This is a genomic window from Caulobacter sp. GW821-FHT10E02, assembly GCF_059415225.1.
In genome coordinates this window covers 801,103-813,912 of the sequence record NZ_JBWKMV010000003.1, presented here as the reverse complement: position 1 = coordinate 813,912, position 12,810 = coordinate 801,103, and the positions used below count along the sequence as shown (strand labels likewise).

Sequence of the window (12,810 nt, the reverse complement as noted above, 5' to 3'; positions counted from 1 at the left end):
ACAAGAGCGCGGTCAGTTGCGGCGGTCCAGCACGAAATCGACGCTTTCGCGCAGATGTTCGGCTCGCTCGCCAAAGATTTCGAGATGGGAACGGGTCTGGTCGGCCAGAAGCGCCACGCGCTCTTTCGCCGCGTCCAGCCCCAGCAGGGTGACGTAGTTGGCCTTGCCCATGGCGGCGTCCTTGCCGCCCGTGGCCTTGCCCATGGTCTCGGGGTCGCCTTCGGCGTCCAGGATGTCGTCGACGATCTGGTACGCCAGGCCCAGGTCTTGGGCGAAGGCCATCAGGGCGGCGCGCTCGGCGTCCTTGGCCCGGGCGATGATCAGCGGGATCTCGAAGGCGAAGGCGATCAGCGCCCCGGTCTTCAGCCGCTGCATCCGCGCCACCGCGCCGAGGTCGTCACGGACGCCCAGGATGTCGATCATCTGGCCGCCGGCCATGCCCTTGGCGCCCGAGGCGATCGCCAGCTTGCGCACCAGTTCCGAGCGGACATGGCCGTCGTCGTGGGTGTCGGGGTGGGCCATGATCTCGAAGGCCGCCGTCTGCAGGGCGTCGCCCGCGAGGATGGCGGTGGCCTCGTCATATTGCTTGTGCACGGTCGGACGGCCGCGACGCACGTCGTCGTCGTCCATGGCCGGCAGGTCGTCGTGGACCAGGCTGTAGGCGTGGATGCATTCGAGCGCGCAGGCCGCGCGCAGCACCGGCCGCTCGGGCAGGTCGAACATCTTGCCGGTCTCGAGCGCGAAGAACGGGCGCAGGCGCTTGCCCGGACCCAGGGCCGCGTAGCGCATGGCTTCGGTCAGGCGGGTTTCCGGGCCATCGGCGCGGGGCAGCAGCTCGTCCAACGCCACGGTGACGATGTCGGCGGCCTGGACGATCCGCTTCTCGAGGTCGCTGGCCGGACGCGCGCCCGCCATCAGTTGAACTCGGCCGCTTCGGCGGAGACGGCGCCGCCCTGGCCGAGAACGATCTTCTCGACCTTCAGGCGCGCGGCTTCCAGCTTCTTCTCGCAGTGGGCCTTCAGGGCCGCGCCGCGCTCATAGATGTCGATCGAGCGCTCCAGCGGGGCCTGGCCCGACTCCAGCTCGGCCACGATCCGTTCCAGCTGCGCCAGGGCTTCCTCGAAGCTCAGGGCGGAGATGTCTGCGGGGGTGGCGGCGGCGTCGGTCATTTCAACTCTCAGGAGAACAGCGCTCAGCCTAGTGGCGCAAGGCCGCGCGGACAACGGCCTAGAGCCAAGGCGTGGTTAAGGGAAGAGGGTTTTGGGGCCTAAGCGCGGCGGAAGCGCTTGATGCTCCAGTAGGCGTGACCTTCATCCACCAGTTTCGTCAGCCCACGCGCCTTCAGCGCATCGGCGATCATCCAGTTGAAGAAGCCATGGGCCACGACCAGAACGTCCTGGCCCTGGTCGGCCAGCGCGACCAGCTTGTCGGCGGCCTGGCCCGACCGGGCCTCGGCCTCGGCCCGGGTCTCCTGGCCGCCGTGGTTGTTGAAGAACCACCACCAGAAGCGGGCGAAGAAGCCCAGGCGCTTGGGCGACATCCGCAGCCACAGGGGCCACGGCGGCGGCGGCAGCGGGGCCTCGATGAAGGTCTCGTCGGTGGTGAAGGCGCGGCCGGCGACCACCGCGTTGGCCGTCTCGATGGCGCGGCGGCGGGTCGAGACGATGATCACGTCGACGTCTCGGGCGATCTGGATCAGCTGGTCCGGCGGGGTCTGGCCGTCCTTCAGGCCGCCCACTTCATAGCGGGCCCACCAGTCGCCGTATTCAGGCGCGTTGAGCTTCACCTTGCGCGACAGGGCGGGTTCGCCGTGGCGGGCCAGGGTGATGGTCCCCGATTTCACGGGCGAGGACGCTTGGTCGGCGATGGTGACGTCGGCCATGTTGAAGAGAAGTCGGTGGGCAAAAAGCCGTTCCGTCCCCTCACCCCTCCTGAAGAGCGCGCACATGCGCGGCGGCGGAACGCCCCAGCGCCTGGAGGTCGTAACCGCCCTCGAGCGAGGACACAACCCGGCCCTTGGCCCGGGCGTTGGCCACCGAGACGATCGCCCTTGTCGCCCAGGCGAAATCGTCCTCGTCCAGGCTCTGGGCCGACAGCGGATCGCGGACGTGGGCGTCGAAACCGGCCGAGACGATCAGCAGTTCGGGCGCGAAGGCGTCGACCTTGTCCATCAGCCCCTCGAATCGCGACCGCCAGGTCTCGCGGGCCGCGTGCGGGGCGACGATGGCGTTGGCGATGTTGCCCAGCCCGGTCTCGGACGGATCGCCGGTGCCGGGATAGAGCGGCGACTGGTGGATCGAGGCGAAGAACACCGTCGGGTCGTGCTCGAACACGGCTTGGGTGCCGTTGCCATGGTGGACGTCGAAATCGACGATCGCCACCCGCTTCAAGCCCGCCGCCTGGGCCGCCCGCGCCGCCACGGCGACGCTGGAGAACACGCAAAAGCCCATGGCCACGCCGGGCTCGGCATGGTGCCCCGGCGGCCGCACGGCGCAGAAGGCCCTATTGGTCTCCCCCGCCGCGATGGCCCGCACCGCCGCCACGCTGGCCCCGGCCGCGCGCCGGGCGGCGGCCAGGCTGCCGCTCGACATCACCGTGTCGGGATCCAGCGCCAGCCGGCCGGACTTTGGCGCGGCCGCGAACACCGCGTCGACGAAGGCCTTGGGATGCACCCGCAGCAGGTCCTCGACCTCGACCAGCGGCGCGTCCAGCGCCTCCAGCGCCAGATTGGGGTCGTCGTTCAGGGCGTCGATCACCGCGCGCAGGCGCTCGGGGCTCTCCACATGCCCATGGCCGGGCTGGTGGTCGAGCATGTCGGGGTGGGTATAGAGCGCCAGGGTCATGTCACGCCGCCTTCCCATCGGAAGCATGGGCCATGCGGGCGATGCGCGCCTCGCCCCACGCGGCCAGGGCGGCGATCACCGGCTCCAGGCTGCGGCCCTCGGCCGAGAGGCTGTACTCCACCTTCGGCGGCACCTGGGCGTAGACGACCCGGTCGACCAGGCCCGCCTCCTCCAGTTCGCGCAGTTGCTTGGTCAGCATCCGCTGAGTGATGCCGGTCAGGCGGCGGCCCAGTTCGTTGAACCGCAAGGTCCCGTCGCGCAGGTGATAGAGGATGACGCCCTTCCACTTGCCGTCGATCAGGTCCAGCGTCGCTTCGACGGGGCAACCCTCGGCGCAGCTGTAATCGCGCAGCTTCATCACAGTATCCTTTTGGGTACTACGTACAGCTTTTTACCGTACTTGCGACTTCCGCAGGTTAGCGCGATCTGGGGCTCGAGGCCAACCAAAGCCATCCGGAGACCCGCCATGAAGGCCATAGGCTACCACGTCCCCTCCCCGATCGACGCGCCCGAAGCGCTGGTCGATCTGGAGCTTCCCACGCCCGTCCCGACGGGGCGCGACCTGCTGGTCTCGGTCAAGGCGGTGTCGGTCAATCCGGTCGACACCAAGATCCGCAAGAGCCGCAAGCCCGCCGAAGGTCAGGCCGAGGTGCTGGGCTGGGACGCCGCCGGCGTCGTCGAGGCCGTCGGCCCGGAGGTGACGCTCTTCAAGGTCGGGGACGAGGTCTACTACGCCGGCGCCATCGACCGGCCGGGCTCGAACAGCGCGTTCCATCTGGTCGATGAGCGGATCGTCGGCCGGAAGCCCGCCAGCCTGTCCTTCGCCCAGGCGGCCGCCCTGCCGCTGACGGCCATCACCGCCTGGGAGCTGCTGTTCGACCGCCTGGGCGCGACGCGCGACGGCACGGGCGGCCTGCTGATCATCGGCGCGGCTGGCGGCGTCGGCTCGATCCTGGTGCAGTTGGCCCGCAAGCTGACCAAGCTGACGGTGATCGGCACCGCATCGCGGCCCGAGACCCGCGACTGGGTGGTGGACCTGGGCGCGCACCACGTCGTCGACCACTCGGGCGATCTCGCCGCCCAGATCAAGGCGCTGGACGCGCCGCCGGTCGGGCTGATCGCCAGCCTGACCAATACGGACGACCACTTCCCCGCCCTGGTCGAGATCCTGGCCCCGCAAGGCCGCATCGGGGTGATCGACGATCCGCCGGCGTTGGACGTCAATCCGCTGAAGCGCAAGGCCGCCTCCCTGCACTGGGAGCTGATGTTCACCCGCTCGCTGTTCCAGACCGACGACATGATCGAGCAGCACCGCCTGCTGAACGCCGTCGCCGATCTGGTCGACGCCGGCGACCTGCGCACCACGCTCTCGGAGGTGCTGACGCCGATCAGCGCCGCCAACCTGATCAAGGCCCACGCGGCGATCGAGAGCGGCCGCACGCGCGGCAAGATCGTCCTGGAAGGCTTCTGATCGTTGAAGGTCGAGATCATGGCGGCTACCAAGTCGCCATGACCGACACCATCCGCCGCGCCACCGTTGAAGACGCCGACACCGTGTCCAGCCTGGGCGCGCGCACCTTCACGGAAACCTTTGCCTACCTCTATCCGCCCGAGGACCTGGAGACCTTCCTGGCCTATGCCTACGGGCTGGAGCGGACGCGCAACGACCTGGCCCATCCCGACAAGGCGACCTGGATCCTCGAGGACGAGGACGGCGAGGCCATCGGCTACGCCCTGGCTGGGCCGTGCGACCTGCCGCATGACGCGGTCGCGGCCGAGGACGGCGAACTGAAGCGGATCTATGTGCTCAAGAGCCACCAGGGCGGCGGGCGCGGCTCGGCCCTGCTGAAGACGGCGCTCGACTGGCTGGGTCCGCGCCGCATCTGGATCGGGGTGTGGTCCGAGAACTTCGGGGCCCAGAAGCTGTACGCCAGCAAGGGTTTCGAGAAGGTCGGGGAATACTTCTTCAAGGTCGGCGAGACCAACGACCTGGAGTTCATCCTGCGGCGCGGGTGACCTCGGCATTGCGTCCCGTTTGAGAACCCTCCATTCTCCCGAACATCTGTTCGAAAGCCGCGCCGATGTTCCTTCGCTTCTTCTCCGAGCTCCGCCAGGCCAAGGTGCCGGTGAGCCTGCGTGAATACCTCCTGCTGATGGAGGCCCTGGACAAGGACGTCATCGACCGCACGGTCGAGGACTTCTACTTCCTCTCGCGCGCCAGCCTGGTGAAGGACGAGAAGAACCTCGACAAGTTCGACCGCGTGTTCAGCCACGTCTTCAAGGGGCTGGAGACGGTCAATGAGGGCCTGGCCGCCGACATTCCGGAAGAGTGGCTGAAGGCCCTGACCGAGCGCTTCCTGACCGACGAGGAAAAGGCCCAGATCGAGGCCCTGGGCGGCTTCGAGAAGCTGATGGAGACCCTGCAGGAGCGCCTGCGCGAGCAGAAGAAGCGCCATGAGGGCGGCAACAAGATGATCGGCTCGGGCGGCACCTCGCCGTTCGGCAACAACGGCTACAACCCCGAAGGCGTGCGCATCGGCCAGGACAAGAGCCGCCACGGCCGGGCGGTGAAGGTCTGGGACAAGCGCGAGTACAAGAACCTCGACGACTCGGTCGAGCTGGGCACCCGCAACATCAAGGTCGCCCTACGCCGCCTGCGCAAGTTCGCCCGCACCGGCGCGGCCGACGAGCTGGATCTGAACGGCACGATCAAGGGCACGGCCGAGAAGGGCTACCTCGACATCCAGCTGCGCCCGGAACGCCGCAACGCCATCAAGGTGCTGATCTTCTTCGACATCGGCGGCTCGATGGACGGCCATATCAAGCTCTGCGAGGAGCTGTTCAGCGCCGCCAAGACTGAGTTCAAGCACCTGGAATTCTACTACTTCCACAACTGCCTCTACGAGACGGTCTGGAAGGACAACAAGCGCCGCCTGACCGAGAAGATCCCGACCTTCGACGTGCTCCACAAGTTCCCGGCCGACTACAAGGTGATCTTCGTCGGCGACGCGACCATGAGCCCGTACGAGATCACCTATCCGGGCGGCAGCGTCGAGCACTGGAACGAGGAGCCCGGCGCGATCTGGATGCAGCGGGTCGTCGACATCTACCAGAGCTGCATCTGGCTGAACCCGACGCCCGAGCGGCACTGGGACTACACCCAGTCGATCGGCGTGATGAAGCAGATCGTCTCTGATCGCATGTTCCCGCTGACCATCGATGGCCTGGACAAGGCCATGCGGGAGCTGGTGCGGGGCTAGCCCTAGCGGCCGGTCGTCGTATCGCCGTAGTGGCCGGCGTCCGTGGACGGCTGGCCGACCAGCGGCACTTCCGGCGACCCGGTGTGGTCGTTGGCGATCGTGGTCCCGACCCGGAAGGTCAGGCTGTTGGCGCCGCCCAGCAGGATGAACACGTCCTCGCGCCCGTCGCCGTCGATGTCGAAGCCGACGCGCGCCCCGGCCACCGCATGGCTGGTATCCGTCGCCTGCGTCAGGGCCGCGTCGTTCAGCGCCTCGACCTGGGCCGTCCACACGTTGGCGACCGTCGCGGTGCTGACCACGGTCGCGTGGCCATCGCCCATCACGGCCAGGTGGTCGCCCTTGGCGGTCGAGTAGTCGAGCACCACGCCCAGCAGGGCGGCGGTCTTATCGGCCGGCTGAGCGGCCGAGATCAGGAAGGTGTCGGCGCCATTGCCGCCGGTGGCGACCACGCGGGCGTTCATGACGATGCGGTCGTTGCCGTCGCCGCCGTCCAGGCGATCGACCTGACCCTTCGCGGCGCCCTTGCCGTCGATATAGTCGTCGCCGGCCCCGCCGCGGATCGTGTCGCCGCCGGACGTGCCGTACAGGACGTCGTTGCCCGGCGTCCCGACGATGACGGTCTTGGTGTCGGTAAAGCCCTGCCCGCCCAGCTCCTCGACCACCGCCTTGTCCTCGGGCGCGGCAAGCGCATGGCCAGCCCCCGCGGTCGGAGCCGCCAGCGCGGCCAGGTGGGCGATCTTGAACGCCGGCAGGCCCTGATGAGCTTCGTCCGGCGCCTGGACCACGACCGGCGCGGAGCCTTCGGGCTTGATCGTCGACTGCGGCGCGGCCTCGCCACCGGTGGCGGCGGACGGAGTGTGGCTGCGGGCCTGATCGGTATCGCCCCCGAGGGCGGCGATAAGCTTGGAGGCCAGGGTGTCGAGGGCCGGGTCGTCGGCGCGCGGCAGGTTCTCGAAGCTCAGATGGCCCGCATCGCCCACCGTGACGCCGCGCATCTCGAGATACAGGCCGACGGCGATGACCAGCGACAGGAAGGACTGGGCCTCGCGGCTGGCGGGGTTGAAGGCGACGACCGTGCCGTTCTGCTCGGGAATGCCCGACGACAGCACCTGGCGCAGCGCGCCCCACAGGCTGCCGACCTGGTGGAACATGTCGATCGCCGCGTCGTGCACGACGAACTGGCCGTCGATGCGGGCGATATGGACGACGACATCCTGGTTGGCGTCGGTGACCACGTACCAGGGGTCGCCCGAATCAGTCTGGCCGAAGACCCCGTCGACTTCGCCATAGGCCGTCTCCAGCTGCTGCGTCAGCAGCATCAGCAGGCCCCGCTCGTTGGCGGACCAGTCGCTGGCCGGAGGCCGCGGGCTGAAGGCTAGGATCTCACCCATGTCGTCGTCGCTCGTCAGGCCTGGGCCGCTCGCTCGGTCTCGGCCGGCTCCGCCTCTTCGGCGGCGCCGTCGAACAGAAGCCGATACAGCTCAGGTTCGTAGTATCGCAGCAAAGTGCGGGCGAATTGCCCCGGTTCAAGACCCAGGCTCTCGGCCCAGACGGCTTGAGCCTCGATCGGCACTCGACCGAGACCGTTCTCCACCTGGGACACGAAGGTGTAATAGCGCAGCCCGGTCTTTTCGGCCAGTTCCGCTTGAGTGAGGCCCGCCGCCTCGCGCGCGGACTTCAGCCAGCGACCCGCTTCGCGTCGCAGGGTCTTGGTGAGGGCCGCCTTGGCGGGATTCATCGCCGTTCTGGACATCGCTAAGCCGCTTCCACGCCCAACACACGGGCGCTCCCTAGTTGTTACACATTGCATAAAAACGCAACAATCGATCGTCGGCCTCGCGAGAGGCCTTGCGGATCATCTTCGACCCACATACAGTTTTTATGCAACTATTTTGAATGCACTGGTCGCATGTACGTATCGATCGATCCCGCCCACTCCCGCAAGGCCGCCCCCTTCAACAAGGAATGGGACGTCCAGCCGCGCCTGTCGCTGATCATGGTCGTCTACATGACCGGTCCGGCGCTGATGGAGAGCGTGCGTCACGCTCTGGCCGAGCCGCGGGTCGAGGAGTTCATCATCGTCGACAACGGCTCGTCCCTGGCCGACGCGGCCTGGCTGCGCGACCTGTCCCGCCGCGAACCACGCGTGCGCCTGCTGCAAGGCCTGGGAAACATCGGCTTCGCCCGCGCCGCCAATCTGGGCGCGGCCACGGCCAAGGGCCAGGAACTGGTCTTCCTCAATCCCGACGCCTTTCTGACCCCCGGCGCGGTGGCGGCTCTGCAAGACGCCGCCCGCGACCGCCCCTCGCCCTGCGTGATCGGGGCGCGGGTGTTCAATACCGACGGAACCGAACAGCGGGGCGCGCGGCGCGGCGAGATCACGCCCGTCACGACCCTGCTTAGCCTCTCGAAGCTTAGCGCTCATCTGCCCCCGCTGCGCCGCTTCGAGATCCACCGGGAGAGCGAGGCCCCCCCTTCGCACCCGGTGGACACCCCTACGATCTCGGGCGCCTGCTTCTATATGCGGGCCTCCGATTTCCACGTCCTCGGCGGCTTCGACGAGGGCTACTTCCTGCACGTCGAGGACGTCGATCTGTGCTGGCGGGCCCGCAAGAAGGGCGGCAGCGTGTTGTTCCAGCCCAACGCCCGCATCGTCCACGTCGGCTCGACCAGTAAGGAGAACCCGCTGATCGTCGAGTGGCACAAGGGTCGCGGCCTGGTCCGCTACTTCCTCAAGCGCGCCGACAGCCTGCCGCGCAAGGCCCTGGCCCTGGTGCTGGCCCCGCTGATCCTGGGCGTCGCCGTCGGCCGGCCGCTGCTGCGCCAACTGCGTCGCGGTCGCATGGGCCGCCCCGTCGAGCGCCTCGCCGCCGTCGGCTAAGCCACACGCCTGACTGAAAATGCGACGAACGCCCACGATCCGCGTTCTGACGGTGATCTTGACGCTTGCGCCAAATTCGAACGCCCGTAAGACTTCCCCACGGGTAAAGGGGAATACGTAGTGAGTCCGACCACCGACGCCGCCGCCTCCAACGAGGTCGAGGCCGCCGAGACCGAAGCCGCCACCAAGAACCTGGTCTTCGTCGCCGCCGAGCGCCTGTTCGCGCTGCACGGTTTCCAGAACGTCTCCGTGCGCGACATCACCGCCGCCGCCGGCGTGAACCTGGCCTCGGTGAACTACCACTTCGGGTCCAAGGACGCCCTGCTGTTCGAGATCTTCCGTCGCCGCACGGCCGAGCTCAATCGCGAGCGGGCCAAGATGCTGCACGAGGCCAACGACCGTAACGCCGGCGCGCCGCCGGTCCGCGAGATCCTGGCCGCCCTGCTGACCCCGCCCCTGCGCTGGCTGGCCCCCGACCACGAGCGCCGCATCTCGCTGCAGTTCCTGATCCGCGCCCGCAGCGAGGGCACCGACGAGATCCGCACCGTGCTGAAGACCGACGTCTCGCACCTGCGCCGCTTCTCCGACGCCCTGCTGAAGGCCCGCCCGGACCTGTCGCCGGAAGACGTCTACTGGCGGCTGCACTTCACCCTGGGCATGCTGCACAACAACCGCTTCGCCGAGTTCGACCGCCTGAACGTGCTGTCGGAAGGCCAGACCAGCGAGTCGGACGTCGTGGCCCTGCTGGAGCGCATGCTGGCCTTCGCCGAAGCCGGCTTTCGCGCCTAACGCGTAGCCAGGAACCCGGTCGCGGCGCGCGCGTTTCAGCTGCGCCATGGGACGGCTGCGGATCCTTCACGAGACCCGGTACTATTATGAACGGCCGGTGCGGTTCGGACCGCAGCGGCTGATGATCCGTCCGCGCGACAGCCACGCCCTGCGCATCGTCGAGGCCAGCTTGCGCCTGTTCCCGCCCGGCGGCACGCGCTGGAGCTACGACGCCAACGGGAACTGCGTCTGCATCTTCGAGCCGACCGGCAAGGCCGACGCCATGCGGGTGGCCAGCGAGCTAGTCATCGACCGCTACCCCGCCCCGCTGGCCCCGCAGCGGATCGAGAACCCCGACACCCTGACGCCCATCGTCTATTCGCGCGAAGACCGGATGACACTGGAGCCGTTCATCGCTCCGGTCACCGACGACCCCGACGCGGTGCTGCTGCGCTGGCTGCGCGACATCCGCGCCCATCGCGACGAGCCGGCCCTGGCCTTCCTGCTGCGGATCAACGAGCTGATCCACGCCCAGTTCGAATACTGCACGCGCTACGAGGAAGGCGTGCAGGCCCCGGTCGAGACCCTGAAGAAGCGCAGCGGCGCCTGCCGCGACCTGGCCTGGCTGATGGTCGAGGGCCTGCGCCGCCTGGGCTACGCGGCGCTGTTCGCCACCGGCTACATCCACTCGCCCGGGACTTCGATCCGCGGGGCCGGCGCCACCCACGCCTGGTGCGAGGTGTTCCTGCCCGACCTGGGCTGGCTGGAGTTCGACCCGACCAACGGCCTCGTGGAATCGCCCGATCTGATCCGTGTCGCCGCCACCCGAACGCCCGCTCAAGCGTTACCCGTCTCGGGCGCCATCATCGGCGACCCCGGCGCGGCGCGTCTTCACGTCTCCGTGGATGTGCGCCTTGTCGATTCCAACAACCCAACGGAGTGATATGATCAGTATGCGTACGGGAGGAAGAGTGATGACCAGCGGCTTCCAGCACCAAGACCCCATGCGGAACTTCAGCATCCCCAAGACCGAGCCCAAGGCCCAGCACGGCCAGAAGCCGGACCAGGACTGCCTGAAGCTGAAGGAAAAGCGGACCTTCGAACCCAAACCGGGCCACTGAATTGTAAAAGAGCGTGAAGATCCACGCGTTCCGGCGCCCGTGTCACGCGAGCGGCCTGTACAGGCACTTAAGCTGTCAGTAACTTTTGACGCTAGGGGAACGGGGAGCACTGCGAGCATGCGACGCGTCGCGCTCGGATGTCTGCTGGCGACGGCCGGCCTCGCGGTGGTGAGCGCCGCGACGGCCCTGTCGACTCACGCCCCTGAGGAATTCAACCAGACCCTGACCCTGGCCGGCGGCCCCGACGCGCGGACGCCGGTCGATGATCCCGATGCGCCGATCGCCACCGCCCGCTATGGCGGCGAGCGTCCCCGGACACCGGTCGTCCCCGTCGCCATCGCCGCCGAGACCCATGCTGCTCCGGCCGTCGCCACGGTGGCGCTCGCTGGAGGTCTAGACGAAACCGGCCTTGCTGGTGCGGGCCCGGCGGACGCCAAGATCGCCCCTGCCCCGACACCTGCCCGCGTCGAACCGGCCCGTCCGACCGCCCGTATCCTGGCCGAGGGGCCGCCAATGCCGCGCCGTCCGGTGCTGGCCCTGACCCGCGTCGATCACCCGCGCCCCGCCGGCAAGGTCCTGCAGATGCAGGTGGACGACCAGCCGCTGGCCTTCACGCCGATGGGCCTGCAATCGGGCGCGGTGAAGCGCCTGACGCTGAACGCCTCGAACCTGATGTCCAAGACCCGCGCCTCGGCCGAGGACCTGCGCCGCGGCCGCTGGATGCTGTTCGCCGCCAGCTCGGGCAAGTCCTATGGCCTGAACCTGATCCGCGACACCATCGGCGGCTGGCGCAACGCCGGCTACAGCGAGGACAAGGTCGCCCGCTTCGGCAGCCGCCAGGTCGGCCTGGGCTGGCGCAAGGACAACCGCCAGGTCGCCTTGACCGCCACCCGCCGCAAGCTCAACTCGATCGACTATTCCGACAAGGACACGGTCGTTGGCGTCACGGTTTCGGTGCGCGGCCGCTAGGCCGTCCCTATCGGGCCACGACCTTGATGATGCGCTTTGACGATGGCCTGCCGGCCAGGCCCTTGTCGGGGCTGTAGGTGACGGTCAGGTCGCCGCCCTTCAGGCTGGCGCCGGGCTTGGGCCCCCTGACCAACAGGACGCGGACCACGCGCGAGAGCAGCGCCCGATCCCCGTTGCGGGCCATGCGCTCCAAGGCCTCGGCGGTCACGGTGGCGGTGTCGGCCACCAGCACCGAAGTGGCGGGGGTGACGTCGTCGGAGGCGCCGCCGGCGTCGTCGATCGCCTCGAACGAGACGCCATGCTGTGCCGCCCGGCTGGCGCGGACGCTGGCCTGCAGCAACCGCTGGAACACGGCATTGACCGACATGAACGGCGGCGGCTGGATCGACGCGGCCTTCCCCGTCAGGGCGGCCGCGTCGCCGGCCGGCCGCTCGCTGGTGAACAGGGTCATGCCGCCCAGCTTGCTGGCCCGCAGCACCGGCTCGCCCAGTTCGTTCCTGTAGATGGTGTCGCCCCGCGGGGCCGGCTGGGCGAACAGCACCCAGACCTCGGCGCTGTTCTCGAACTTCATCAGCGGCAGGCGCGCGCCCCGGTCGAGGACGAAAACGTAGCCGGTCTCGGACACGTAGCGGGCCACGGGCGGCGGCGCCTGACGCGAGTCCGAACCATTGTGGCCGCCGAACAGCAAGTCACGGAGACGGTGACTCGATTGCTGGGCGTTCACCGTCCCGGCGCAGGCCGCGAGCGCGAACGCCAGTACTATCGCGCGCCTCCCGGGCCCCGCCTTCGCCGCGGATTGACTGTTCATGCCCAAGGTCATGATCGCCGAGTAGGGCGAATATTGGCCACAAAGACCTTGCGCCAGCCACGCCTTAGCTTGGCCTCTCCAGTGTCGTTCGCGAGCAACACCCCTTAGCTGCGCGAAGCCCTGTTTCCGCTCTGCAAGGATGTGACGAACACGCGTATGG

At 68.4% G+C, this 12,810-nt stretch carries 16 protein-coding genes; 8 read left to right on the top strand and 8 right to left on the bottom strand.

Going from position 1 to position 12,810, the window contains the following annotated elements; genetic code table 11:
* Nucleotides 1-12 precede the first annotated feature (12 nt).
* From AC07NI_RS19045 to AC07NI_RS19025, 5 genes are all read right to left on the bottom strand, one after another.
* Complete coding sequence (locus tag AC07NI_RS19045; protein WP_494621953.1) at nt 13-915, bottom strand: polyprenyl synthetase family protein; 903 nt, start codon at nt 913-915, stop codon at nt 13-15.
* Complete coding sequence (locus tag AC07NI_RS19040; RefSeq protein ID WP_494621951.1) at nt 915-1,169, bottom strand: exodeoxyribonuclease VII small subunit; 255 nt, start codon at nt 1,167-1,169, stop codon at nt 915-917. Before AC07NI_RS19040 ends, AC07NI_RS19045 begins: the two co-directional genes overlap by 1 nt.
* Nucleotides 1,170-1,267: 98 nt before the next feature.
* Complete coding sequence (locus tag AC07NI_RS19035; protein ID WP_494621949.1) at nt 1,268-1,948, bottom strand: histidine phosphatase family protein; 681 nt, start codon at nt 1,946-1,948, stop codon at nt 1,268-1,270.
* Nucleotides 1,923-2,843, bottom strand: a complete 921-nt coding sequence (locus tag AC07NI_RS19030) for a histone deacetylase family protein (RefSeq protein WP_494621947.1) — start codon at nt 2,841-2,843, stop codon at nt 1,923-1,925. Before AC07NI_RS19030 ends, AC07NI_RS19035 begins: the two co-directional genes overlap by 26 nt.
* A gap of 1 nt (nt 2,844) precedes the next feature.
* On the bottom strand, nt 2,845-3,201 hold the full coding sequence (locus tag AC07NI_RS19025; RefSeq protein ID WP_494621945.1) for a winged helix-turn-helix transcriptional regulator: 357 nt from the start codon (nt 3,199-3,201) through the stop codon (nt 2,845-2,847).
* 108 nt (nt 3,202-3,309) lie between these two features.
* Here AC07NI_RS19025 and AC07NI_RS19020 point away from each other — a divergent pair, with 108 nt between their 5' ends.
* From AC07NI_RS19020 to AC07NI_RS19010, 3 genes are all read left to right on the top strand, one after another.
* Nucleotides 3,310-4,314: a zinc-binding alcohol dehydrogenase family protein gene (locus AC07NI_RS19020; protein WP_494621943.1), complete on the top strand. Its 1,005-nt coding sequence runs from the start codon at nt 3,310-3,312 to the stop codon at nt 4,312-4,314.
* Between the two features lie 38 nt (nt 4,315-4,352).
* Nucleotides 4,353-4,859: a GNAT family N-acetyltransferase gene (locus tag AC07NI_RS19015; protein ID WP_494621941.1), complete on the top strand. Its 507-nt coding sequence runs from the start codon at nt 4,353-4,355 to the stop codon at nt 4,857-4,859.
* Between the two features lie 65 nt (nt 4,860-4,924).
* Nucleotides 4,925-6,103, top strand: a complete 1,179-nt coding sequence (locus tag AC07NI_RS19010; RefSeq protein WP_494621939.1) for a vWA domain-containing protein — start codon at nt 4,925-4,927, stop codon at nt 6,101-6,103.
* A 2-nt stretch (nt 6,104-6,105) separates the two neighbouring features.
* Here AC07NI_RS19010 and AC07NI_RS19005 read toward each other — a convergent pair whose 3' ends face one another.
* Together AC07NI_RS19005 and AC07NI_RS19000 are read right to left on the bottom strand one after the other, a co-directional pair.
* Nucleotides 6,106-7,494 (bottom strand): calcium-binding protein, encoded by a 1,389-nt coding sequence (locus AC07NI_RS19005; protein WP_494621937.1) that lies wholly within the window; start codon nt 7,492-7,494, stop codon nt 6,106-6,108.
* 14 nt (nt 7,495-7,508) lie between these two features.
* The gene (locus tag AC07NI_RS19000) at nt 7,509-7,856 is read right to left on the bottom strand and encodes a helix-turn-helix domain-containing protein (protein ID WP_494621935.1); all 348 of its coding nucleotides are present in this window, start codon (nt 7,854-7,856) and stop codon (nt 7,509-7,511) included.
* 156 nt (nt 7,857-8,012) lie between these two features.
* On the opposite strand from AC07NI_RS19000, the gene AC07NI_RS18995 reads away from it, so the two are divergent.
* From AC07NI_RS18995 to AC07NI_RS18975, 5 genes are all read left to right on the top strand, one after another.
* A complete protein-coding gene (locus AC07NI_RS18995; protein ID WP_494621933.1) occupies nt 8,013-8,984 on the top strand; it encodes a glycosyltransferase family 2 protein in 972 nt (323 codons plus the stop codon).
* Nucleotides 8,985-9,104: 120 nt separating this feature from the next.
* Entirely contained in the window at nt 9,105-9,773 is a 669-nt protein-coding gene (locus AC07NI_RS18990; protein WP_494621931.1) for a TetR/AcrR family transcriptional regulator, read from the top strand.
* A gap of 46 nt (nt 9,774-9,819) precedes the next feature.
* A complete protein-coding gene (locus AC07NI_RS18985) occupies nt 9,820-10,695 on the top strand; it encodes a transglutaminase family protein (RefSeq protein ID WP_494621929.1) in 876 nt (291 codons plus the stop codon).
* 31 nt (nt 10,696-10,726) lie between these two features.
* A complete protein-coding gene (locus tag AC07NI_RS18980; RefSeq protein WP_494621927.1) occupies nt 10,727-10,873 on the top strand; it encodes a hypothetical protein in 147 nt (48 codons plus the stop codon).
* 117 nt (nt 10,874-10,990) lie between these two features.
* Nucleotides 10,991-11,842 carry a hypothetical protein gene (locus AC07NI_RS18975; protein WP_494621925.1) on the top strand — a complete coding sequence of 284 codons (852 nt, stop codon included), beginning with the start codon at nt 10,991-10,993 and terminating at the stop codon, nt 11,840-11,842.
* 7 nt (nt 11,843-11,849) lie between these two features.
* Here the strand turns inward: AC07NI_RS18975 and AC07NI_RS18970 are convergent, their stop codons facing one another.
* Nucleotides 11,850-12,650 carry a DUF4908 domain-containing protein gene (locus tag AC07NI_RS18970; protein WP_494621923.1) on the bottom strand — a complete coding sequence of 267 codons (801 nt, stop codon included), beginning with the start codon at nt 12,648-12,650 and terminating at the stop codon, nt 11,850-11,852.
* Between the last annotated feature and the right edge of the window lie 160 nt (nt 12,651-12,810).

Coding starts and splice junctions, on each gene's coding strand:
- AC07NI_RS19045 (WP_494621953.1), bottom strand. CDS start 915: ATGGCGGGCGCGCGTCCGGCCAGCGACCTCGAGAAGCGGATCGTCCAG.
- AC07NI_RS19000 (WP_494621935.1), bottom strand. CDS start 7,856: ATGTCCAGAACGGCGATGAATCCCGCCAAGGCGGCCCTCACCAAGACC.
- AC07NI_RS18975 (WP_494621925.1), top strand. CDS start 10,991: ATGCGACGCGTCGCGCTCGGATGTCTGCTGGCGACGGCCGGCCTCGCG.
- AC07NI_RS18980 (WP_494621927.1), top strand. CDS start 10,727: ATGACCAGCGGCTTCCAGCACCAAGACCCCATGCGGAACTTCAGCATC.
- AC07NI_RS19040 (WP_494621951.1), bottom strand. CDS start 1,169: ATGACCGACGCCGCCGCCACCCCCGCAGACATCTCCGCCCTGAGCTTC.
- AC07NI_RS19015 (WP_494621941.1), top strand. CDS start 4,353: ATGACCGACACCATCCGCCGCGCCACCGTTGAAGACGCCGACACCGTG.
- AC07NI_RS19020 (WP_494621943.1), top strand. CDS start 3,310: ATGAAGGCCATAGGCTACCACGTCCCCTCCCCGATCGACGCGCCCGAA.
- AC07NI_RS18985 (WP_494621929.1), top strand. CDS start 9,820: ATGGGACGGCTGCGGATCCTTCACGAGACCCGGTACTATTATGAACGG.
- AC07NI_RS19005 (WP_494621937.1), bottom strand. CDS start 7,494: ATGGGTGAGATCCTAGCCTTCAGCCCGCGGCCTCCGGCCAGCGACTGG.
- AC07NI_RS18970 (WP_494621923.1), bottom strand. CDS start 12,650: ATGAACAGTCAATCCGCGGCGAAGGCGGGGCCCGGGAGGCGCGCGATA.
- AC07NI_RS19025 (WP_494621945.1), bottom strand. CDS start 3,201: ATGAAGCTGCGCGATTACAGCTGCGCCGAGGGTTGCCCCGTCGAAGCG.
- AC07NI_RS19035 (WP_494621949.1), bottom strand. CDS start 1,948: ATGTGCGCGCTCTTCAGGAGGGGTGAGGGGACGGAACGGCTTTTTGCC.
- AC07NI_RS19030 (WP_494621947.1), bottom strand. CDS start 2,843: ATGACCCTGGCGCTCTATACCCACCCCGACATGCTCGACCACCAGCCC.
- AC07NI_RS19010 (WP_494621939.1), top strand. CDS start 4,925: ATGTTCCTTCGCTTCTTCTCCGAGCTCCGCCAGGCCAAGGTGCCGGTG.
- AC07NI_RS18995 (WP_494621933.1), top strand. CDS start 8,013: ATGTACGTATCGATCGATCCCGCCCACTCCCGCAAGGCCGCCCCCTTC.